The following is a 17,144-nucleotide window of genomic DNA, read 5'->3' on the forward strand; positions in this document are numbered from 1 at the left end:
GGCGCGTTTCGCGGATATTGCGACAGCGCTTCGGTTGTCCGTCGGCGAGTGGGAAATATCGGCGACGCCGCTCCCACTCGGCGATCGGTGAATCGTTGCCTCGCCGTAGCGGCCGCGACTCGTGTCCGTCCGACGATTTTCCCAGCACGGACATCTCGGCGGATGGAGCTCGAATTGACTGTCACCAGGCGATCTTTGATACAGGGCCTCGGCGTGACCGGTGGCGCGGGACTGGCCTACGGCGCGCTCTCGACGCTCGGCTTGGCACCGGCGCTGGCCGAAGCGCCGCGGCGGTTCGATCCGCCCGCGATGGGGGATCTGATCGGGCGGGCGTCCGGCAAGAGCTCGGTGGTCGTCCTCGGCGGCGGACCGGCGGGGCTGTGCGCGGCCTATGAACTGCGTAAGGCCGGCTACGACGTCACGGTGCTGGAGGCCAGGCAGCGGCCGGGCGGCCGGGTGTGGTCGATCCGCAACGGGACCAGCGAGACCGACCTCAACGGCGAAACCCAGCACTGCACGTTCTCCGACGGGCACTTCTTCAACCTCGGCGCCACCCGCATCCCGCAGGGTCACATCACCCTGGATTACTGCCGCGAATTGGACGTCCCCATCCAGCCTTTCGGCAATCAGAACGCGAATACATTGGTGCAGTACAAGAGTGATACGGCGTTGTCCGGTCAGTCGGTCCAGTATCGGACGGCGAAGGCCGACGTGTACGGGTACCTGGCGGAGTTGTTGCAGAAGGCGGCGTCCCGGGGAGCGCTCGACGACGTGCTGTCGACGGCGGACAAGGAGGCGCTGTCGTCATTCCTGCGCGACTTCGGCGATCTGTCCAGCGACGGACGCTACCTCGGATCTCCGCGCCGCGGGTACGATTCCGAGCCCGGCGCCGGATTGAACTTCGGCGCGCCGCGGCAGCCGTACCCGATGTCGGACGTGATCCGCGGCGGTCTCGGCCGCAACTTCAGCTTCGAGTTCGACTACGACCAGGCCATGATGATGATGACCCCGATCGGCGGGATGGATCGCATCTACTACGCCTTCCAGCGCAAGATCGGGATGGACCGGATCAAGTTCGGGGCCGAGGCGACCGCGCTGCACAATACGACCGACGGGGTGCGGGTCGAGTTCACCCAGGGCGGCCGGAAGCAGGCCGTGGACGCGGATTACTGCGTGTGCGCGCTGCCGCCGAATCTGGTCGGCCGGCTCGCCAACAACCTTCCCGCGGAGGTGCTTTCGGCGCTCAAGGCGGCGGTGCCGGTGTCCTCCGGCAAGCTCGGCATCGAGTACTCGCGCCGGTGGTGGGAGCTGGAGGACCGGATCTACGGCGGCGCCAGCAACACCGACAAGGACATCGCGCAGATCATGTTCCCCTACGACCATTTCAACTCCGATCGCGGCGTGGTGGTCGGCTACTACAACACCGGCAAGCGGCATCAGGCGTTCGAATCGCTCACGCACAAGCAGCGTTTGGCCAAGGCGGTCGCCGAGGGCAAGACAATTCACGGCGAGAAGTACGGGCGCGACATCAGCTCGTCGTTCTCCGGCAGCTGGCGGCGGACCAAGTATTCCGAGGGCGCGTGGGTCGGCTGGTCCGGCAGCGACGCGCACGGCGGTGTCGCGACCCCCGAGTACACCAAGCTGCTCGCGCCGGTCCAGCGCATCTACTTCGCCGGGGATCACCTGTCCAACGCGATCGCCTGGCAGCACGGCGCTTTCACCTCCGCTCGCGACGTGGTGACCGCGTTGCACACCCGCGTCGCCGCCAGCTGACCTCACCCAAGGAGTATCGAATGACCCGACCGTATGCCGCTGCCGCGCTCATCGCCGCCGCGCTCGCACTCACCGCCTGCTCCGCCGACACCGAGAAGGCGACGACGGAGACGTTGAGCACCAAGCCCGTTCTCGAAGCAGGACAGGCGAATCCGATGATCGCGCAGGGAGTGGTGATCGCCAACGGAGCGGCGCTCTACAAGACCAGTGGTATCGGACCCTCCGTGACCAACAAGGCAGCACGCGAGGGCAGCCCCGAGTTCTATATCGACCCAACGCTGTTCGCCGGTGGAGTGTTGCCTGCGGGCGTCACCCTCACGGAAGCGCAAGGCATGGCGGTGCTTTCGCGGATCAAGGAGAACCTGGAGGCGCAGGGCCTGGCCCTGGACAACGTGACGACCATGCGGGTGTTCCTGGACAACGCGCCGGGCGCCGACCGCGCGGACTATGCCGGCTGGAATCGGGCCTACCGCCAGTACTTCGCCAACACCAACCTGGATAGCGGCGATACCGAACTCGTGCCGCTCGGCACGGCGGCGCCCGCGGCTCCGGTGATCCGCAATGCCGCACGACCGACCCGCTTCGCGCTGGAGGTCGCCAGTCTTCCGGTCGCAGGCTGGCTGGTGGAGGTCGAGGTAGACGCCGTGTATCCGGCGAAGGGGACGGCGTCCTGACTCAGGCGCCGTTGCCGCCGATGTACTCGATGCCGGTGATGATGTCCGGGTCGATCACGATCAGCTGATTGTCCGGTCCGGCCTCGGACCGCAGGTGGACCCGGTAGTGCGCGAGCTCCTGCTGGTCGGTGACGGTGTCGGCGATGCCGGTGATGATCACGCACCGGCCGAGGCTGGTGTGATGATCGATGGTGTCGACCTCGTAGGCGACGACCTGGCGGTGCAGCGTGCGGATCATCGCCGGGTCGGCGGCGATCACGATGCAGCCGTCCACGACGGTGTGCCGGACCGGGCGGATCGTGGGTAAAGCATGCCGCGAGAACGCGATACGGCCGAATCGGACGGTGTGCAGCAGGTCCAGGGAATCCTCTACCGACAGCTCACGCGTCTCGCTTGCGCGGTGGGCGGGCATGTCCCCATTGTCCCACCTGTCGCGGATCGGTTTCGGGGCATGGACGCCGATGGCGAAAATTGCACAGGTATCCGTAAAATTAGGCAACGCCGTGGAGTCCCGAAGCGTGGCCGGGGGTGGCGTCGAGCCATGTTTCGATTGAGGAGGACCACATGCCATATTCTGCTCGGCTCGGCTACACCGGCAGCTCCACCCGCGTCCGCCTCCCGCACCGAGCCGCCGACCTGCCCGATGAATCGCCCGGTAGCAGCACGGAATTCGCGGATGCCAGTGATCGTCTGGTCCGGCACCTGTTCGACGTGGGCCTGCAACTGCACCACGTGCTCGACGACCTGGACCCCACCACGCAACCCCAGGTCCGCGAGACCATCACCGCCCTGGTCGATGATCTCGACATGCTGATTCGTGACACTGGCCTGGCCATGCTCGCCCTCGCCAGCGAACGCCAACGCCCCACATCCGCCGACGGGCAGATCCCCCGCGCGCGTCTCCGCCGCCGCTGAGTTTGCCGACTTGACGCACGGCGGGTCAGATCGCGGCGTCCGGTGGGTGGGATCACTGGTCGACCGAGGTTCGGGCGGGGTGTTAGGACAGGCGATGTGAATCCGATTGGGCCGCTCGGGGCCGCTGACGAAGGCTTCAACCATCAGATCGTCGATACCGTTGCGACGGTCGGCACGAGTGACTTGGCGTGGACCGAGAAGGTGTGCGCGATGGCGTGTGCGCCGGATGGGTCGGTGCAGCTGGGGTTCGGGTTGGGGCAGTACAAGAATCGCAACGTGCTCGACGGGTACGCGGGGGTTTCGCGGGGCGTCGAGCAGGTGACGGTGCGGGGGAGCCGGACGCTGATGCCCACGCCGGAAGCGTTGTCGGTGGGGCCGATTCAGTACGAGATCGTGGAACCGCTACAGAAGATTCGGTTCAGCCTGGCGGAAAACGATTGTCAGCCGGTAGCTTTCGAGTGGACCTTCGAGGCGGCATTGCCCGCGCAGCTCGAGGACCGCACGCACATGCGGCGTGGCTATCGGGTGATGTCGGATCTGGTGCGCTATCACCAAATCGGCACTGCCGCAGGGTGGGTCAGCATCGACGGGGTGCGGACCACGTTCGAGGACTGGGTGTCGACCAGGGATCACTCGTGGGGCGTGCGCTACGACGTCGGGGTGCCACTCGGTGATGTGGAGTCGATGGAGCTGCCGCCGGAGGTATCGTTCCGGATGATCTGGGCGCCGATCCTGATGACTCGGTCGGACGGGTCCCGGTACGGACTGCACCTGCATTGCCAAATCGTGCGAATGGACGGGTTTTTCAGCAAAACGGTGATGGGTGGGATCGAGCACACGGACGGGCGGTTCGAGAAGTGGAAGGACCTGGTGCCCGACCTGTCCTTCGACCCGGACAACCGGCGACTGCGCGGCGGTGAGATCCTCGCGACGTCCGAGGACGGCACCGAGCGGGTGCTGAAGCTGGAAGCCGTGTCGGACACCGGGTTTCACCTCGGCGCCGGTCTCTACTTCGGCTTCGAAGGCCGGCATCACGGTTCCTGGCTCGGCCCCGGACTGCACGTAGACGGCGAGCGGATCGAGGACTGCTCCACCTACGAATCCGCCCGCCGCTTACATCAGATCCGCGACACCGTGGTCCGGGTAACCGATTCCACGGGTGCGACCGGAGTCGGCAACTGCCAGCCGATCATCACCGGTGGTGACGAAGCCCTTGGGCTGACCAAGGAGTCGTCGTTCATGTGAACGGCTGAGTGCTCAGTTCCGGCCCGTTGAGTTACCAACGCTTGTGCTACGCGCCCTTTCCGGAAACCCACTGCAGGCCGCTTGTTTTCGTGTTGAACTGGATGTCATCGCTGAATGACACAGTCACGGTGCCTTTTCCGGGCTTTGTCCATTTGAGCTGCTTATCGTCGGCATCCGTGTCCGCCTCGACCTTGACCATTGCTTGCTGCGCTGACCCGTCGCAGGTCGACTTGTCCACCTTCGCCGTGCCAGTGCCGGTGACGCCCTTCTCCCCGTCTTCTGCGACTACCACGCTGAGCATCGTGTGCTTCGAGTTTTCGGCGCAGGTGTAGCCGACGAGGACGGTCATGGTCGTGCCATTCGAATCGACAGCGACGCCGCTGACCGACAGGGCCTCTCCTTCTCCCGCCGACGCGATACCACCCAAACCGATCTGCATCGCCGCGGCAACCGCCATCGCGCTGCCGACCAGGACCTTTGATGTGCGCATAGAAACGCTACCTCCCATTGCTGTTTCGGCGACGCCGGTGGCCGAGCCAAGAGCTCCCTGTGCGTCATGGATTCTCGGCAGAAGCTGCCGGCTGAAACGTGTGAAGCAGGCTCTGGGCAATGCTCATGCGAAATTTCGAACAGCGTCCATCGCATTGTCCGGGGCCCGATCGCAGGGCGTTATCGCGGCTGCGAGGGCAGGCTGTGCGCGGCGGCCGCATGCCTGAACGTCGGAACTCGATGAATCGCGCAAAGGTTAGCGCACGCCGTGAGGCTCGGCAAAATGCCAGGTCAGGGGCGATTTATGGGAGTTCGCGCAATGATCGGAAATGACCGAAAATTACACCCATCCAGAACTGTCCTGGCAACGAATAGGTTAGTGAAGCTCGAATTGTTCGCCGACCGATCGCGGTCTGAACCGGACGTCGCCGCTACGCCGTCGGCCGCGGTCCGGCCAGCGCGGCGCGGATCTCGGCGAGACTCGGATTCACCAGTTCGTGCCCGTTCGCGATCACCGTGGGTGTGACCTCGTCCCCGCCGGTGATTGCCCGCACCTCGGCCGCCGCCTTCGGATCGCGGATGTCGACCCGGCGGAACGGAATGCGCGCCAGCCGCAGTCGTGCGCCGAGCCGCAGACAGAACGGACAGCCCCAACGCCAGTAGACGGTGATCGGATCGGCCGCGGCGGAATTCGTCATCCATCGAGCGTATACCCGCTTTTTCGCCCGTGTCAGCGCCATGTCAGCGCGCCCGGCGATTCTCTGTTCATGCCGAGACGCCACCGGGGCGCCGCCGCTGACAAGGAGAACGACATGAGCACCGACTCGCTGAAGCTGTTCCGCCCGACCACCGTCACCCTCGCCGCGGTCGCGCAATTCCTAGTGGCCGGCGCGTTCCTGAGCACCCCCGCCATCCGGGCCCGGTTCGGGGCCGAATCACAGGCGGCGGCGGTCGCCGATATCGAGCGGCAGGGCCACGACGGACAGGTGCTGGTGGACACCGGCATTCGCTTCGACGCCAGCGGGTTCGAGTCGGCGATCCCGGGATCGGTGGCCGCGGCGCTGGCTGCGCTCGCGGTGCTGAACCTGTCGGGCAGCCGGGTCGGGCGGATCGCGTCGCTGGTCTTCGCGCCGATCGTGATCGCGGGCAACTACGCGATCATGGCCAGCAACAAGGGGGCCGCGCAGGCCGTCGCGAAGGTCTTCGAGAAGACCGGTAAGGACAGCGTGCGCGACATCGACATCCAGTCGTTCCTGGATGCGGCCGAATCGGTGTATCCGAGCTGGTTGCCGTCGCTGGCCAAGGGGCGGTCGGCGACCATCACCGTCGGTTCGGCGTTGGTCGTGCTGCTCCTGTCGCTCGGTTCTGCGCGGGCCTACTTCCGCAAGGCCGCCTGAAGCGCATGGGTGCGCAGGAATTCCGTTGCGGCGGCAGGGGTCAGCGTGGCGGTGGTGTCGAAGACCGCGGCGAAGCGTCCGGACCGAGCAGCTCGCGGGCACGCTCGGCCGGCGCGAGGAGGTTGTCGTAACCGCGACGATCCTCCGCGCCGAGCAGAGCGGCGGCGACACCGACGAGTCGGGCCGCCGTGGCCGGATCGCCAACATGCACAGCGAGTGCGGCGTGCAGGTGCGCCTGCCCGGCCAGGTCCTCGGCTTGAGCACCGTCGAGATCGGCAGTGCCGAGCGTGCGGCGGGCCGCGATCGGATCGCCGTCCTGTATCGCGATGATTGCCCGGAAGACCGTGCACCACAGTCGGACTCGTGCGCCGGATGGGGTGTGCGCGAGTCCGGTCTCGATGCGGTCCAGTTCGCGCCGCGCCGCCGTCCGATCGCCTTGGCGCAGCAGGAGTTCGGCGGCGGCGAGCTGAACGTAGGTCACGGTGCGGGGCTCGCCGGCCTGGTCGGCGTGCTGTCGAGCGCGGGTCAAAGCGCCTTGGGCGCGGTCGAGTTCGCCGAGCCGGGCCAATGCCGTGGCCAGCTCCGCTCCCGCCGCCGCGGCGTCACCCGCGCTGCCGAGCTGCTCGATCGCCTCGGCGGCGCGGCCGAGTCCGGATACCGCCGCGCGCAGTTCTCCTCGACGGAGTTGGTAGTCGGCGATCGCGCGCAGCGTGGTCGACAGCCCGAAGCGATCGCCTGCGGCCTCGAATTCCGTTCTGGCCTCGGCCAATCGAGTATCGTCCGCGGCGGAGAGCAGCAGCGCCATGCCGCGTTCCCAGCCGGTGAGACCGGTGTGTGACGACCAGGCGGTGAGGTCGCGGTTCTCCAGAAATGCCGGGGCGACGAGCAATAACGTCCGGCCGGGCGAATTCGGTTCGCCGAGTTCGAGTCCGAGGTCCACCGTGCGGCCTGCGCTCGTCCCGGTCTCGTAGCGCAGTAGTTCGTCGAGAACCGTGCGCAGTACTCGCAGACTCTCGGAGGGTGCGCCGGGAATGTTCAGCACCTCTCGCGTCCAGCGCAGCCGCTCCGTGTGGATGCCGCGCAGTGTCCAGTACCAGAACAGGGCGGCGATAAATCGGAGCCCGAGATCTGGGTCGGCGGTGTCGACCGCGAATCGCAGTGCGGCCGAGAGGTTGTCGCGTTCGGCGTCGAGACGGGCGAGCGCGGTGAGCTGGTCCGCGGTGCGCAACTCCGCCTCGGCGGTTTCGGCGAGACGCAGGAAATAATGCGCGTGCTCAACACGAACTGCCTGCTCGTGGCCGGACTCCGCCAACCGCTCCAGCGCATAGGACCGGATCGTCTCCAACATCCGATACCGCTCGCCTTGGCGCTCGACCAGCGACTTGTCCACCAGATCGGTAAGTGTGTCCGGGTCGGCCGGATGCTGCAGGGCCAGCTGCGCTGCCGGGGATGCGTCGCGGAGCCGATCCGATCCAGAGTCGATCGCTTTGCCGGTATCGCGCACAGCGGCGAGTCCGGTATCGGTTACGGCATCGAGCGTCGCGCCCGCGGGACAGGCCGCGAGCCACATCGCCAGTGCGCGTTCGGATTCCGACAGCGGTGACCAGCTCCATTCGATGACCGCGCGCAACGTGCGATGCCTGGCGTCGGCGGTTCGGCTGCCGCGACCGAGCAAGGCGAACCGATCGTCCAGCTTGGCGGCGATCTGGGCGACGGAGAACGTGCGCAGCCGGGCCGCCGCCAATTCGATGGCCAGGGGCAGGCCGTCGAGCCTGCGGCAGATCTCGATCACGTCGGCGGTGTTGTCCGCGGTGAGGGCGAAGCCGGGGTGCACCGCGGTCGCGCGTTCGACGAAAAGCTCTACCGCAGGGAATGTTTCGGGCGCGTCGGCGGTATCGACCGGCCAGGGGAGCGGACCGACCTGGTGCAGATGTTCGCCGTCGATCAGCAATGGTTCGCGACTCGTGGCGAGGATGTGCAACTCGGGGCACGCACCGAGCAGTCGATCCGCGAGATCCGCGACCGCGTCGACCAGGTGCTCACAGTTGTCCAGGACCAGCACCACCTGCTGCTGCGCGAAGAACTCCGCCAACCGGTCCACCGGGTCGCCGCTCGGTTGCTCCAGCAGGCCGACTTCCCGGACGCCGATCGTGGTGAGCACCGCGGAACCGACCTGGCCCGGGTCGGTGACCGCCGCGAGTTCGACCAGCCAGACGGTTCCGGGCACCCGCTCGGCCACCTCGATCGCGAGCCGGGTCTTCCCCGCGCCGCCGGGTCCGACCAGGGTGATCAGCCGGACGGTCGCCAGACGTCCGGCCAACTCGGCCACGTCGTCCGCGCGACCGACGAAGCTCGTCACTCGAGCGCGCAGGTTCGTCCGAGGCCGCGGTCGCTGCGGTTCCTGGCGCAGGATCGCCAGGTGCAGCTCGGCCAGTTCGAGCGATGGGTCGACACCCAATTCGTCGCCGAGCCGCTCCTTGACCCGCTCGTACGCGTCGAGTGCATCGACCTGTCGACCCGCCGCATACAACGCGCGAATCAGCAAGCCCTGCAACGGTTCTGCCAGTGGATGCGTGTCGGCCAGTGCGCGTACCTCGTCCAGCACGTCATGGCCCGCGGCGACTTCCAGCCCGAGGCGTTGCTCGTTCGCCGCCATCCGCAGCTCGTCCCACCGCACCGCGGCGTCGGCCGCGAAGCGCATCTCGCGCAGGTCGCTCAGCGCGGGACCTCGCCACAACGACTCGGCCTCGCGCAATGTCGCCAGATCGCCCGACTCCCGCCCCGCCGCCGCCAGCCGTTCGAACCGGATGAAATCCACATCCACGGGATCGATGAGCAGGCGATATCCGAGTGCGCGCCCCCTCCACCCGCTCCGCCCCGATCGCCCGCCGCGCCCGCGACACCAGCGCTTGCAGCGCATTGCCGCCCTTCGCCGGCGGCTGCTCCGCCCAAATCGCGTCGATCAACGTGTCCACCGAAACCACCCGCCCCGCCTCCATGGCAAGCCGAGCCAGCAACGCCCGCACCCGAACCCCCGGAATCTCGACCGGCAGCCCGTCTGCCCCCCGCACCTCGAACGTTCCCAAAAGCAACACACGCACGCGCTACAGCCTGCCGCACGGTTTTGCCGGCCACGCCGCCCGCCCGCGTGCGTCTGTCGAAAGATGTGGGCCGGCGCGGAAAATCGGTCGATTTGGGCGGGCGACGCCTCTACGGTCAGGGCGTGATCGACCGACCTCTGGACAACGCGCAGGCGACCGAAATCCTCCGTCCGGTGTGGCCGGATGTGGTCGTGATCGACCTCCGGGTTCGCACGGGCGGGCAGTTGAGTTCGGTCTACGAGGTGCGGTGCGCGGAGCCCGCGACGTCGGTGATCGTGAAGGTGTATGCCGAGCAGTGGCGGTGGAAGCAGGCCAAAGAGGTCTTCGTCTACCGCCTGTTGCGGGCACACGAGGTCGGTCCGGTGCCGGAGATCCTGCGGGTCGAGCCGGACACCGGTGTGCTCGGCTGCGCGTTCACCGTGCTGACCATGCTGCCCGGCCAGCCGCTGTCGCAGGTCAGCGCGTACTTCGACGATGCGCAGCTCGCCCATGTGTACCGGCAGGTGGGCGCGACCCTGTCGGCGATCCATCGGATCGAGCAGAGTTCCTATGGTTATCTGACGACTCGAATCCTCGATCCGGAGCCGGACAACACCGCCTATATGACGCGTCAGTTCACCAAGAAGCTCAACGAATTCGCGGAGCTCGGTGGTGACTCCGCATTGCACGCTGGTATCCACGCATACGTCGCGAACCGGGTCGGATTGTTCCGTCGATGCACAGTTCCGGTGTTGTGCCACAACGACTTACACGAAGGAAACGTGCTCGTCGGACAGGTCGCAGGCCATTGGACGATGACCGGATTCATCGATGTGGAGAATGCCCTTGCCGGTGACCCACTCCTGGACCTGGCCAAGACCGACTATTACTCCGTGCACGGTAATCCCGTAAAACGGGCAGCAGTCATCGACGGTTATGGCGAGCTTCCCGAGGACTGGTCTGCGACCTCCGCGCTGTATCGCCTCTATCACGCACTCGAACTCTGGGATTGGTTCGCTTCCATCGGTGACAAAGCGCCGTTGCCCGGCATCGCCGACGACATCCGCCAGATGATCTGAAACATTCGGCGGTTTGTGTCACACGGATCCGCCCGGCGAGTGAGGATGCAAGGTATCTCGCCGGTGCGTGGTGCTCCGGCGCCCAGGACTAGGACCGAATTCATGACGGACAGAACCATCTGGATGCGAGTCGGGGTTGTTGCGGGAATGGTGGGAGCCGCGGCGGTGTGTGCCATGCCGGGCGCGGGCGCCACGGTGACGCAGGTCGGTATGTCGCCGGGGATCAATTTCGGGTCGGCGACCAATTACGGAACTGGTTGTACCTATCAGGCGAAGGCGAAGCTGACCGATGTGGTGCAGCCGGTTGTGTTCTACGACAACGGGATTCCGTTCGCGGTGGTGAAACCGTCCGGCGGTGTCGCGCTGGTGGATTGGGTGCCCGCGACGCAAGGGTTGCACACGATCAGCGCGGTGCAGGCGCCCGATGACAGCGTGGTCGCGAGCGTGGACCTGCGGGTCGGCAACGGCGTGCACCTGGGATACGGCTGCAACGTCTTCGGCGGCTGAGCGGGCTCAGTCCGGGTCGACCAGATGTCGCAGGTAGCGGTCCGGTTCGGCGAGGAAGTCCCTGGTCAGCCGGACCGGCAGCGCCTCGTCGTAGGTGACCTCGCCGATGTCGCCGTCCTCGGCGATCTCGTAGATGGTCGCGCCGGGCAGCGCGAGCAGGATCGGGGAGTGGGTCGCCACCACGAACTGGCAGCCCCGCGCGGTCAGGTCGGCCAGCAGCGCCAGCACGGTCATGCAGCCGCGGGGTGACAGGGCCGCTTCGGGCTCGTCCAGCAGGTACAGCCCGTTCGGGTAGAAGCGCAGCCGCATCAGGTCCATGAACGATTCGCCATGCGAGCGTTCGTGTGGCGACACCCCGCCGAACACCGCCAGTTGATCCGGTCCGAGGGCCTCTGTCGCGGTAGCGACGTTGTAGTACGGCCACCGCCAGCGCCTCCACGAGAGTGGACTTCCCACTGCCGTTCTCGCCGACCAGGAAGGTGACCCCCGGCGCCAGCGCGAGGCCGCCGGCCCGCGAGAGCTGGGTCACGGCCGGCAGGCAGAACGGATATTCGTCCATGTCAACGGCATCCGACTCGAGCCGCAGCTCGCGCAGGAATCCGGGTCGGTCGACGTGGTTGCGCACACCTCATCGTAGGAGCGAACAGGACAGTCGGAATTGCCTGGTCAGAATTTGTTTCGCCGAGTGGTGGGGGCGGCGGAGCGGGGCTACCATCACCCCATTCAGCGCCCCGTGAGGAGGGCAGTGATGTCGGACATTCCGCTCGTCGCCAGGGGGACGGTCATGATCAAGGTCGAGCTCGACATCCATTCCGACCAGCCCAATCCGAAGTGGCTACTGGCGCCGGGGGACGAGGCGCAGCTACACGGCTTGATCGCCGCGGCACCGCGGGCGAACCCGAGTGACGGCGAAAACGACAGTGCCTACCGGGGTTTCGTCGCGCAGCTGTCGGACGAGGAGACCGTGCGGGTGCAGCGCGGGGTCATCGAGATCGCGCGCGGCGCGGAGCGGACGTATCGCACCGATGGTGATCGCGCGGTCGAGCGGTGGTTGCTGGCGACCGGACGCTCGACGCTCGCGCCGTGCGACTACCAGACTGTTGTTGCGGCGCTGTGGGATTGACCCACTGCGGGATTGACGCGCCGGGCTTGCCCCGCGCGTAGCGCTGACGAGTTCATACCGGCGACTTCGCTGCCACACTCTTGACGCATTGAACAACTTGACGCAATATGTTCAACATGAGCAGTGCGGCGCAGGACGCTCCCCGGGTCGAGGCCTCGATCGAGCTGGTCCTCGGTGCGGCGGAATGCGTTCGGCGCTACGGGGTCAACGGGTTTCGGCTGACCGAGGTCGCCAAGATCGCGGGGGTGTCCCGCGGGACGGTGTACAACGGCTTCGGCGACAAGGAAACCGCGATCAACGCCGGGCTGGCCTACCTGTGCAACGCCTTCATCGACGCGCTGGCGGCGGTGGTCCGTCCGCTGCCGACACTGCGCGAGCAGATCGGTGAGGCGGCGGCGATGATCTACGACCACGTCAAGACGCCGCAGACCTTCTCGCCCGCGCTGCGCACCGAGAGCATCATCGCCACGCTGCTCGAACACTACGGTGGCAATCTGTGCCACAGCTGGGCGGCGTTCTGGGCGACGCTGGTCATCGAGGCGCAGGACCGCGGCGAGATCGACCGCGGGCTGGAGCCGCTGCACGCGGGCGACTGGATCGTCCGGGTGCTGCTCAGCCTGGAGATCCTGCCGTTCGTGGTGGCCGATTTCGCCGGCCCGGACGACGTGCGGGCGCGCACCGGCGACTTCTTGCTCAACGGTCTCGCGCCCCGCAATACCTAGAGAGTGCACACAACATGGCAAGTGACGACTTCGAGGTCGCGATCATCGGTGCCGGTCCTGGCGGCATCACCGCGGCCTATCACCTATTACGTTCCGGGATAACGAATTTCGTTATTCTGGACCGGGCGGGCGAGTTCGGCGGCAGCTGGCGCGACAATGTATATCCCGGTCTCGCCGTCGATATTCCGACGCTGTTCTATCAATTCCCGTTCGCCCGCAAGGCCGATTGGTCGCGGCTGTTCCCCGAAGGCGCCGAGATCCAGCGGTACAACCAGCAGGTCGCGGAAGATCTCCACCTGTACAAGTACTTTCGGAGTAACTGCACGGTCGAACGCGAGGTGTGGGACGACCGAGATCAGGTCTGGGTGCTCGACATCGCCGGGGACGAGCCGGTCCGGGCGCGGTTCGTGATCAACGCGGTCGGCGGATACATCAACGCGAAATCGACCGACACGATTCCGGGAACCGGCGAATTCGGCGGGACGATACTGCGGCCGAATGCCTGGGATCCCGAATACTCCTGTCGCGGTAAACGAGTCGCCGTGATCGGCACCGGATCCAGTTCGGTGCAGATCGTCGCGGCGGTCCTCGACGAGGCCGAGCGGGTGGACGTCTATCAGCGCACGCCCTCGTGGATCCTGCCCAAGCCGGACTTCGCCTTTTCGCCACGCGCGCAACGGATTCTGGCGCTGCCGGGCGTGGCCGCGGCGATCAACGGAGCGGTGCTGGCGACTATGGAGCTCCCGCTGCAGCTGATCTGCAACGTGCTCCCGCTGCTGCCCCGCCGGCTACTGGCCGCGGCTCTCCCGCAGTACGACAAGATCTGGCGCGGCCTGTACCGAGTCCTGTTGCGGCGCAAGATCAGCGACGACGCCGATCGCAAGGCGCTGGTCCCGGGCTACGGCATCCTCGCCAAGCGTCCGGTGCTGTCGAGCAGCTTCTTCGCCGCCCTCGAATCGGACTCGGCGGCGCTGGTCGCGAACCCGATCGAACGAATCACCGCCGACGGCATTCGCACCGCCGACGGCACGGATCGCCCGTACGACCTCATCGTCCTGGCCACCGGCTATGAGCTGTTCACCGACCCGGAGACCTATCGTCCCGGAACGACGCTGGGCCCCAACGGGTTCGATCTCGCCGACGAGTACCGCAGCAACGGCCTGCGTAGCTACGGCGGCTCCGCCCACCCCGGCCTGCCCAACCGCTGGGCACTCGTCGCCCCCCAGGGCTTCGTCGGCGCCGCCTGGCACACCTTCGTCGATCTCACCGCGCGCCACGCGGTTCGGGTGATCACCGAGGCCAAGCGCCGGGAAGCCGCGGTCGCACAGGTCCGCACCGCGGCGTTCGCCCGCTGGGTCCGCAAGATGAACCGGCACGGCAAGGTGATCAGCACCTACACCGCCGACTGCAATCCCGGTCTGCGTACCTATTTCGTCAACTCGCAGGGCGAGGCGCTCTACTACCGACCGCAAACCATCAGCGGCGCACTGTGGTTCAGCCGGTTCTCGCCGATCGACGACTACTCCTTCACATCCCACAACTGAATCCATCGAGAATCGAGGGAACACTATGACCGCACTCGCCGGAAAAGTAGCGCTGGTGACCGGAGCCGCTCGCGGACAAGGACGTTCGCACGCGGTCCGGCTGGCCCGCGCGGGCGCCGACATCGTCGCCATCGACGTCTGCGCGCAGGCCGCGAAGTACAGCGGCTACCCGATGTCCGAGCCGGAGGATCTGGCCGAGACCGCCCGCCTGGTCGAGGCCGAGGGGCGCAAGATCCTGACCAAGCAGGTCGACGTGCGCGACCTGGCCGGCCAGCAGGAGGTGGTGGCCGAGATCGTCGCCACCTTCGGCCGGCTCGACATCGTGGTCGCCAATGCCGGCGTGTGCAGCTGGGGCCGGCTCTGGGAGATCTCGGCCGAACAGTTCCAGGAGGCCGTCGACGTGAACCTGGTCGGGGTGTGGAACACGATCAAGGCGGTGGTGCCCGCGATGATCGAGGCGGGCAACGGCGGATCCATCATCACCGTCAGCTCCGTGGCCGGCGTCAAGCCGCCGCCGGGCTGCGGCCATTACGCCGCAAGCAAATTCGGCGTCGTCGGCCTGACCAAGTCGCTCGCGGTCGAGCTCGGCGAGTACGGCATCCGGGCGAACACGGTGCTGCCCTACGGCACCAACACCCCGCTCGGCAACGACACGTCGATGTATTCGATGTTCGAGCAGCACCCGGCCTTCGTCTACAGCTTCCCGCCCAACCTGCTCAAGACCGACGCACTGGTGGAACCCGAGGAGATCTCCGAGGTCGTGGTGTGGCTGGCGGGGGACGCGTCGGGAGTCATCACCGGCGCCCAGATACCGGTGGACAAGGGTTACCTGGCCAGGTAACCCGGCATGACACATGTCATGCCGCAGTCGTGATGGTTGACAGATCTGCTCGCCCGCCGCTCTCCGTAGCGTCAATTCTCGTAGCGCACCGCTGAATACGCCGACGAGGAGCATCCGATGATCAGCACCGCATCCGACACCAGCAAGGTCGACCGGCCGGCCGAGTCGCCGGTCAAGCAGTACGCCTGGGTGGCGTCGATCGCCCGTGATATCGCCATACCGGTCGGCGCGTACTTCGTCCTGCACGCACTCGGTTACAGCGACTTCGCCGGGCTGCTCGCCGGCACCGTGGTCTCGGCGCTGATGGTGATCGGGCAGGCGATCCGGTCCCGGCGGCTGGAGCTGATGTCGGCGATCATCCTGGGCGGCTTCGTCTTCGGGCTGGTCGCGTCGCTGATCAGTGGTGACCCGCGGATGATGATCGTCAAGGATTCCGCGGCGACGGTGCTGATCGGTCTCGCGTTCCTGATCAGCGCGATGATCGGCAAGCCGCTGACCTACCTGGTGGCGCGCAAGGCGGTCAGCGCGGGCGGTCCGGCCCGGATCGCCGAGCTCGAGACGGCCTACCGCACCGATCCGGCGAAGCGCCGCGCGTTCACCGTGCTGACCGTGATGTGGGGCGCGGGCCTGGTGCTCGAGGCCGCGATCCGAATCGTGCTGGCCTACCAACTGCCGATCCACACCATGGCGTGGCTGTCGCCGGTGCTGATGATCGCCGTGGTCGGGCCGCTGATCGCGCTCAGCATCGTGGCCCGCAATCGGGGCCGTCGCGCCTGAGCAGTCGCGGTGCAGGCCCGGTCCGACGCGGACCGGGCCTTCCGCCTGTGCCCTCGGCCACTCGGGTCGCGCAGGTAGTGTCGGTTTCGTGGAGTTTGCTACCTAACGGAATGGAGAACGCAGTGCAGATCCAGATCAATACCGGAAGCGGCATCCACGGCGGCGAAGACCTGATGCGGTGGGCGGAGGCCGAGATCGCTTCGGTGCTCGACCGTTTCAGCGAACAGCTGACGCGGGTCGAGGCCCACCTGACCGACCAGAACGGCGACAAGGGCGGGCCGGAAGACAAGCAGTGCGTACTGGAGGCCCGGCCCGCCGGACAGCATCCGGTCGCGGCCACGCATCGCGGGGAAACGCTGGAAGAGGCGGTTCGCGGTGCGGCCGACAGCATGGCGCACCTGCTCGACAGCAAGTTCGGCCGGCTGCACCACGCCAAGGGCGGCGAGACGATCCGGCACATGGCCGCCCCGGAGTGATCAGGCCCCGGTAGTCGAGCCCGGCCGGACGATCATCAGCACGGTGACGACGACCCATAGCAGGTTGAAAATGCCGGTGTCCATGCCGAGCCGGCGGATCAGCGTCGGCGTCGTGCCGGGCAGGTCGGCGAGGATCTTGTGCTGGCCGGGCAGGATGAGCAGCGCGAGCACGCCGGCGGCGGCCGCGGTCAGGCCGATCGCGATGACGAGCCAGGTGTCGGTGAGCACGCCGAGGCTCAGTGCGGTGAGCGCGCCGAAGACCGGGACCAGAATCCCGAGGTAGGCGTAGACGCGGCAGATGCGATGCAGCGTGCTCAGCACGACCGGTTCGCTGCCGGGCTCGGCCAGGGTCCGGCGCGTGGTCGGCGGGAACATGCTCGCCGCGACCGTCACCGGGCCTACGGCGAGGATCACGGCCAGCACGTGGACCGAGAGCAGAAACTTCGTCACAGCGGCGAGGCTAGTGGTGAAACGACCGGTGTGGAACAGGCGAAACTGCCAC

19 protein-coding genes and 2 pseudogenes are annotated in these 17,144 nt (G+C 66.8%); 13 read left to right on the forward strand and 8 right to left on the reverse strand.

The features are described 5' to 3' along the window. The first annotated feature begins 198 nt into the window (after positions 1 to 198). Positions 199 to 1,773, forward strand: a complete 1,575-nt coding sequence (locus F3087_RS15805) for a flavin monoamine oxidase family protein (protein WP_150402906.1) — start codon at positions 199 to 201, stop codon at positions 1,771 to 1,773. 20 nt (positions 1,774 to 1,793) lie between these two features. Further along, on the forward strand, positions 1,794 to 2,447 hold the full coding sequence (locus F3087_RS15810) for a Rid family hydrolase (RefSeq protein ID WP_150402639.1): 654 nt from the start codon (positions 1,794 to 1,796) through the stop codon (positions 2,445 to 2,447). 1 nt (position 2,448) lies between these two features. On the opposite strand, the gene F3087_RS15815 is transcribed toward F3087_RS15810, so the two are convergent. Beyond that, positions 2,449 to 2,859 (reverse strand): pyridoxamine 5'-phosphate oxidase family protein, encoded by a 411-nt coding sequence (locus tag F3087_RS15815; protein ID WP_150402640.1) that lies wholly within the window; start codon positions 2,857 to 2,859, stop codon positions 2,449 to 2,451. A gap of 152 nt (positions 2,860 to 3,011) precedes the next feature. Here F3087_RS15815 and F3087_RS15820 point away from each other — a divergent pair, with 152 nt between their 5' ends. Both F3087_RS15820 and F3087_RS15825 read left to right on the forward strand, forming a co-directional pair. After that, a complete protein-coding gene (locus tag F3087_RS15820) occupies positions 3,012 to 3,362 on the forward strand; it encodes a hypothetical protein (RefSeq protein WP_150402641.1) in 351 nt (116 codons plus the stop codon). 96 nt (positions 3,363 to 3,458) lie between these two features. After that, positions 3,459 to 4,607, forward strand: a complete 1,149-nt coding sequence (locus F3087_RS15825) for a hypothetical protein (RefSeq protein WP_150402642.1) — start codon at positions 3,459 to 3,461, stop codon at positions 4,605 to 4,607. Between the two features lie 46 nt (positions 4,608 to 4,653). Here F3087_RS15825 and F3087_RS15830 read toward each other — a convergent pair whose 3' ends face one another. Both F3087_RS15830 and F3087_RS15835 read right to left on the reverse strand, forming a co-directional pair. Continuing rightward, entirely contained in the window at positions 4,654 to 5,097 is a 444-nt protein-coding gene (locus F3087_RS15830; RefSeq protein WP_150402643.1) for a hypothetical protein, read from the reverse strand. 430 nt (positions 5,098 to 5,527) lie between these two features. Next, the gene (locus tag F3087_RS15835; RefSeq protein WP_150402644.1) at positions 5,528 to 5,794 is read right to left on the reverse strand and encodes a glutaredoxin family protein; all 267 of its coding nucleotides are present in this window, start codon (positions 5,792 to 5,794) and stop codon (positions 5,528 to 5,530) included. Positions 5,795 to 5,908: 114 nt separating this feature from the next. Between F3087_RS15835 and F3087_RS15840 the strand changes: the two genes are divergently transcribed. Then, a complete protein-coding gene (locus F3087_RS15840; RefSeq protein ID WP_150402645.1) occupies positions 5,909 to 6,493 on the forward strand; it encodes a hypothetical protein in 585 nt (194 codons plus the stop codon). 40 nt (positions 6,494 to 6,533) lie between these two features. Here the strand turns inward: F3087_RS15840 and F3087_RS15845 are convergent, their stop codons facing one another. Both F3087_RS15845 and F3087_RS47425 read right to left on the reverse strand, forming a co-directional pair. Then, complete coding sequence (locus F3087_RS15845; RefSeq protein ID WP_191093972.1) at positions 6,534 to 9,317, reverse strand: ATP-binding protein; 2,784 nt, start codon at positions 9,315 to 9,317, stop codon at positions 6,534 to 6,536. Between the two features lie 58 nt (positions 9,318 to 9,375). After that, positions 9,376 to 9,594: pseudogene (locus F3087_RS47425) on the reverse strand (AfsR/SARP family transcriptional regulator); the annotation flags it as partial. Between the two features lie 122 nt (positions 9,595 to 9,716). Here F3087_RS47425 and F3087_RS15855 point away from each other — a divergent pair. Together F3087_RS15855 and F3087_RS15860 are read left to right on the forward strand one after the other, a co-directional pair. Then, positions 9,717 to 10,652 carry a phosphotransferase family protein gene (locus F3087_RS15855; RefSeq protein ID WP_223885090.1) on the forward strand — a complete coding sequence of 312 codons (936 nt, stop codon included), beginning with the start codon at positions 9,717 to 9,719 and terminating at the stop codon, positions 10,650 to 10,652. A 102-nt stretch (positions 10,653 to 10,754) separates the two neighbouring features. After that, positions 10,755 to 11,159, forward strand: coding sequence for a hypothetical protein (locus F3087_RS15860; protein WP_150402647.1), 405 nt, complete (start codon positions 10,755 to 10,757; stop codon positions 11,157 to 11,159). A 6-nt stretch (positions 11,160 to 11,165) separates the two neighbouring features. On the opposite strand, the gene F3087_RS46555 is transcribed toward F3087_RS15860, so the two are convergent. Both F3087_RS46555 and F3087_RS46560 read right to left on the reverse strand, forming a co-directional pair. After that, positions 11,166 to 11,477, reverse strand: a complete 312-nt coding sequence (locus F3087_RS46555; protein WP_317983924.1) for an AAA family ATPase — start codon at positions 11,475 to 11,477, stop codon at positions 11,166 to 11,168. A 127-nt stretch (positions 11,478 to 11,604) separates the two neighbouring features. Beyond that, positions 11,605 to 11,718 (reverse strand): annotated as a pseudogene (locus F3087_RS46560) (ABC transporter ATP-binding protein); the annotation flags it as partial. A gap of 189 nt (positions 11,719 to 11,907) precedes the next feature. On the opposite strand from F3087_RS46560, the gene F3087_RS15870 reads away from it, so the two are divergent. The 6 genes from F3087_RS15870 to F3087_RS15895 all read left to right on the forward strand — a co-directional run bounded on the left by F3087_RS15870 (position 11,908) and on the right by F3087_RS15895 (position 16,642). Further along, positions 11,908 to 12,282 carry a hypothetical protein gene (locus F3087_RS15870; RefSeq protein ID WP_150402648.1) on the forward strand — a complete coding sequence of 125 codons (375 nt, stop codon included), beginning with the start codon at positions 11,908 to 11,910 and terminating at the stop codon, positions 12,280 to 12,282. Positions 12,283 to 12,398: 116 nt separating this feature from the next. Beyond that, complete coding sequence (locus F3087_RS15875) at positions 12,399 to 13,004, forward strand: TetR/AcrR family transcriptional regulator (protein ID WP_191093973.1); 606 nt, start codon at positions 12,399 to 12,401, stop codon at positions 13,002 to 13,004. 14 nt (positions 13,005 to 13,018) lie between these two features. Then, a complete protein-coding gene (locus F3087_RS15880; RefSeq protein ID WP_150402650.1) occupies positions 13,019 to 14,548 on the forward strand; it encodes a flavin-containing monooxygenase in 1,530 nt (509 codons plus the stop codon). Positions 14,549 to 14,573: 25 nt separating this feature from the next. After that, positions 14,574 to 15,389: a mycofactocin-coupled SDR family oxidoreductase gene (locus F3087_RS15885; RefSeq protein WP_150402651.1), complete on the forward strand. Its 816-nt coding sequence runs from the start codon at positions 14,574 to 14,576 to the stop codon at positions 15,387 to 15,389. 117 nt (positions 15,390 to 15,506) lie between these two features. Beyond that, positions 15,507 to 16,166 carry a VC0807 family protein gene (locus tag F3087_RS15890; protein WP_150402652.1) on the forward strand — a complete coding sequence of 220 codons (660 nt, stop codon included), beginning with the start codon at positions 15,507 to 15,509 and terminating at the stop codon, positions 16,164 to 16,166. A 110-nt stretch (positions 16,167 to 16,276) separates the two neighbouring features. Further along, on the forward strand, positions 16,277 to 16,642 hold the full coding sequence (locus F3087_RS15895; protein WP_223885091.1) for an HPF/RaiA family ribosome-associated protein: 366 nt from the start codon (positions 16,277 to 16,279) through the stop codon (positions 16,640 to 16,642). Here the strand turns inward: F3087_RS15895 and F3087_RS15900 are convergent, their stop codons facing one another. After that, entirely contained in the window at positions 16,643 to 17,092 is a 450-nt protein-coding gene (locus tag F3087_RS15900) for a hypothetical protein (protein ID WP_150402654.1), read from the reverse strand. Positions 17,093 to 17,144 lie beyond the last annotated feature (52 nt).

The sequence above is a fragment of the Nocardia colli genome (assembly GCF_008704205.1).
GTDB classification, from domain to species: Bacteria; Actinomycetota; Actinomycetes; order Mycobacteriales; family Mycobacteriaceae; genus Nocardia; species Nocardia colli.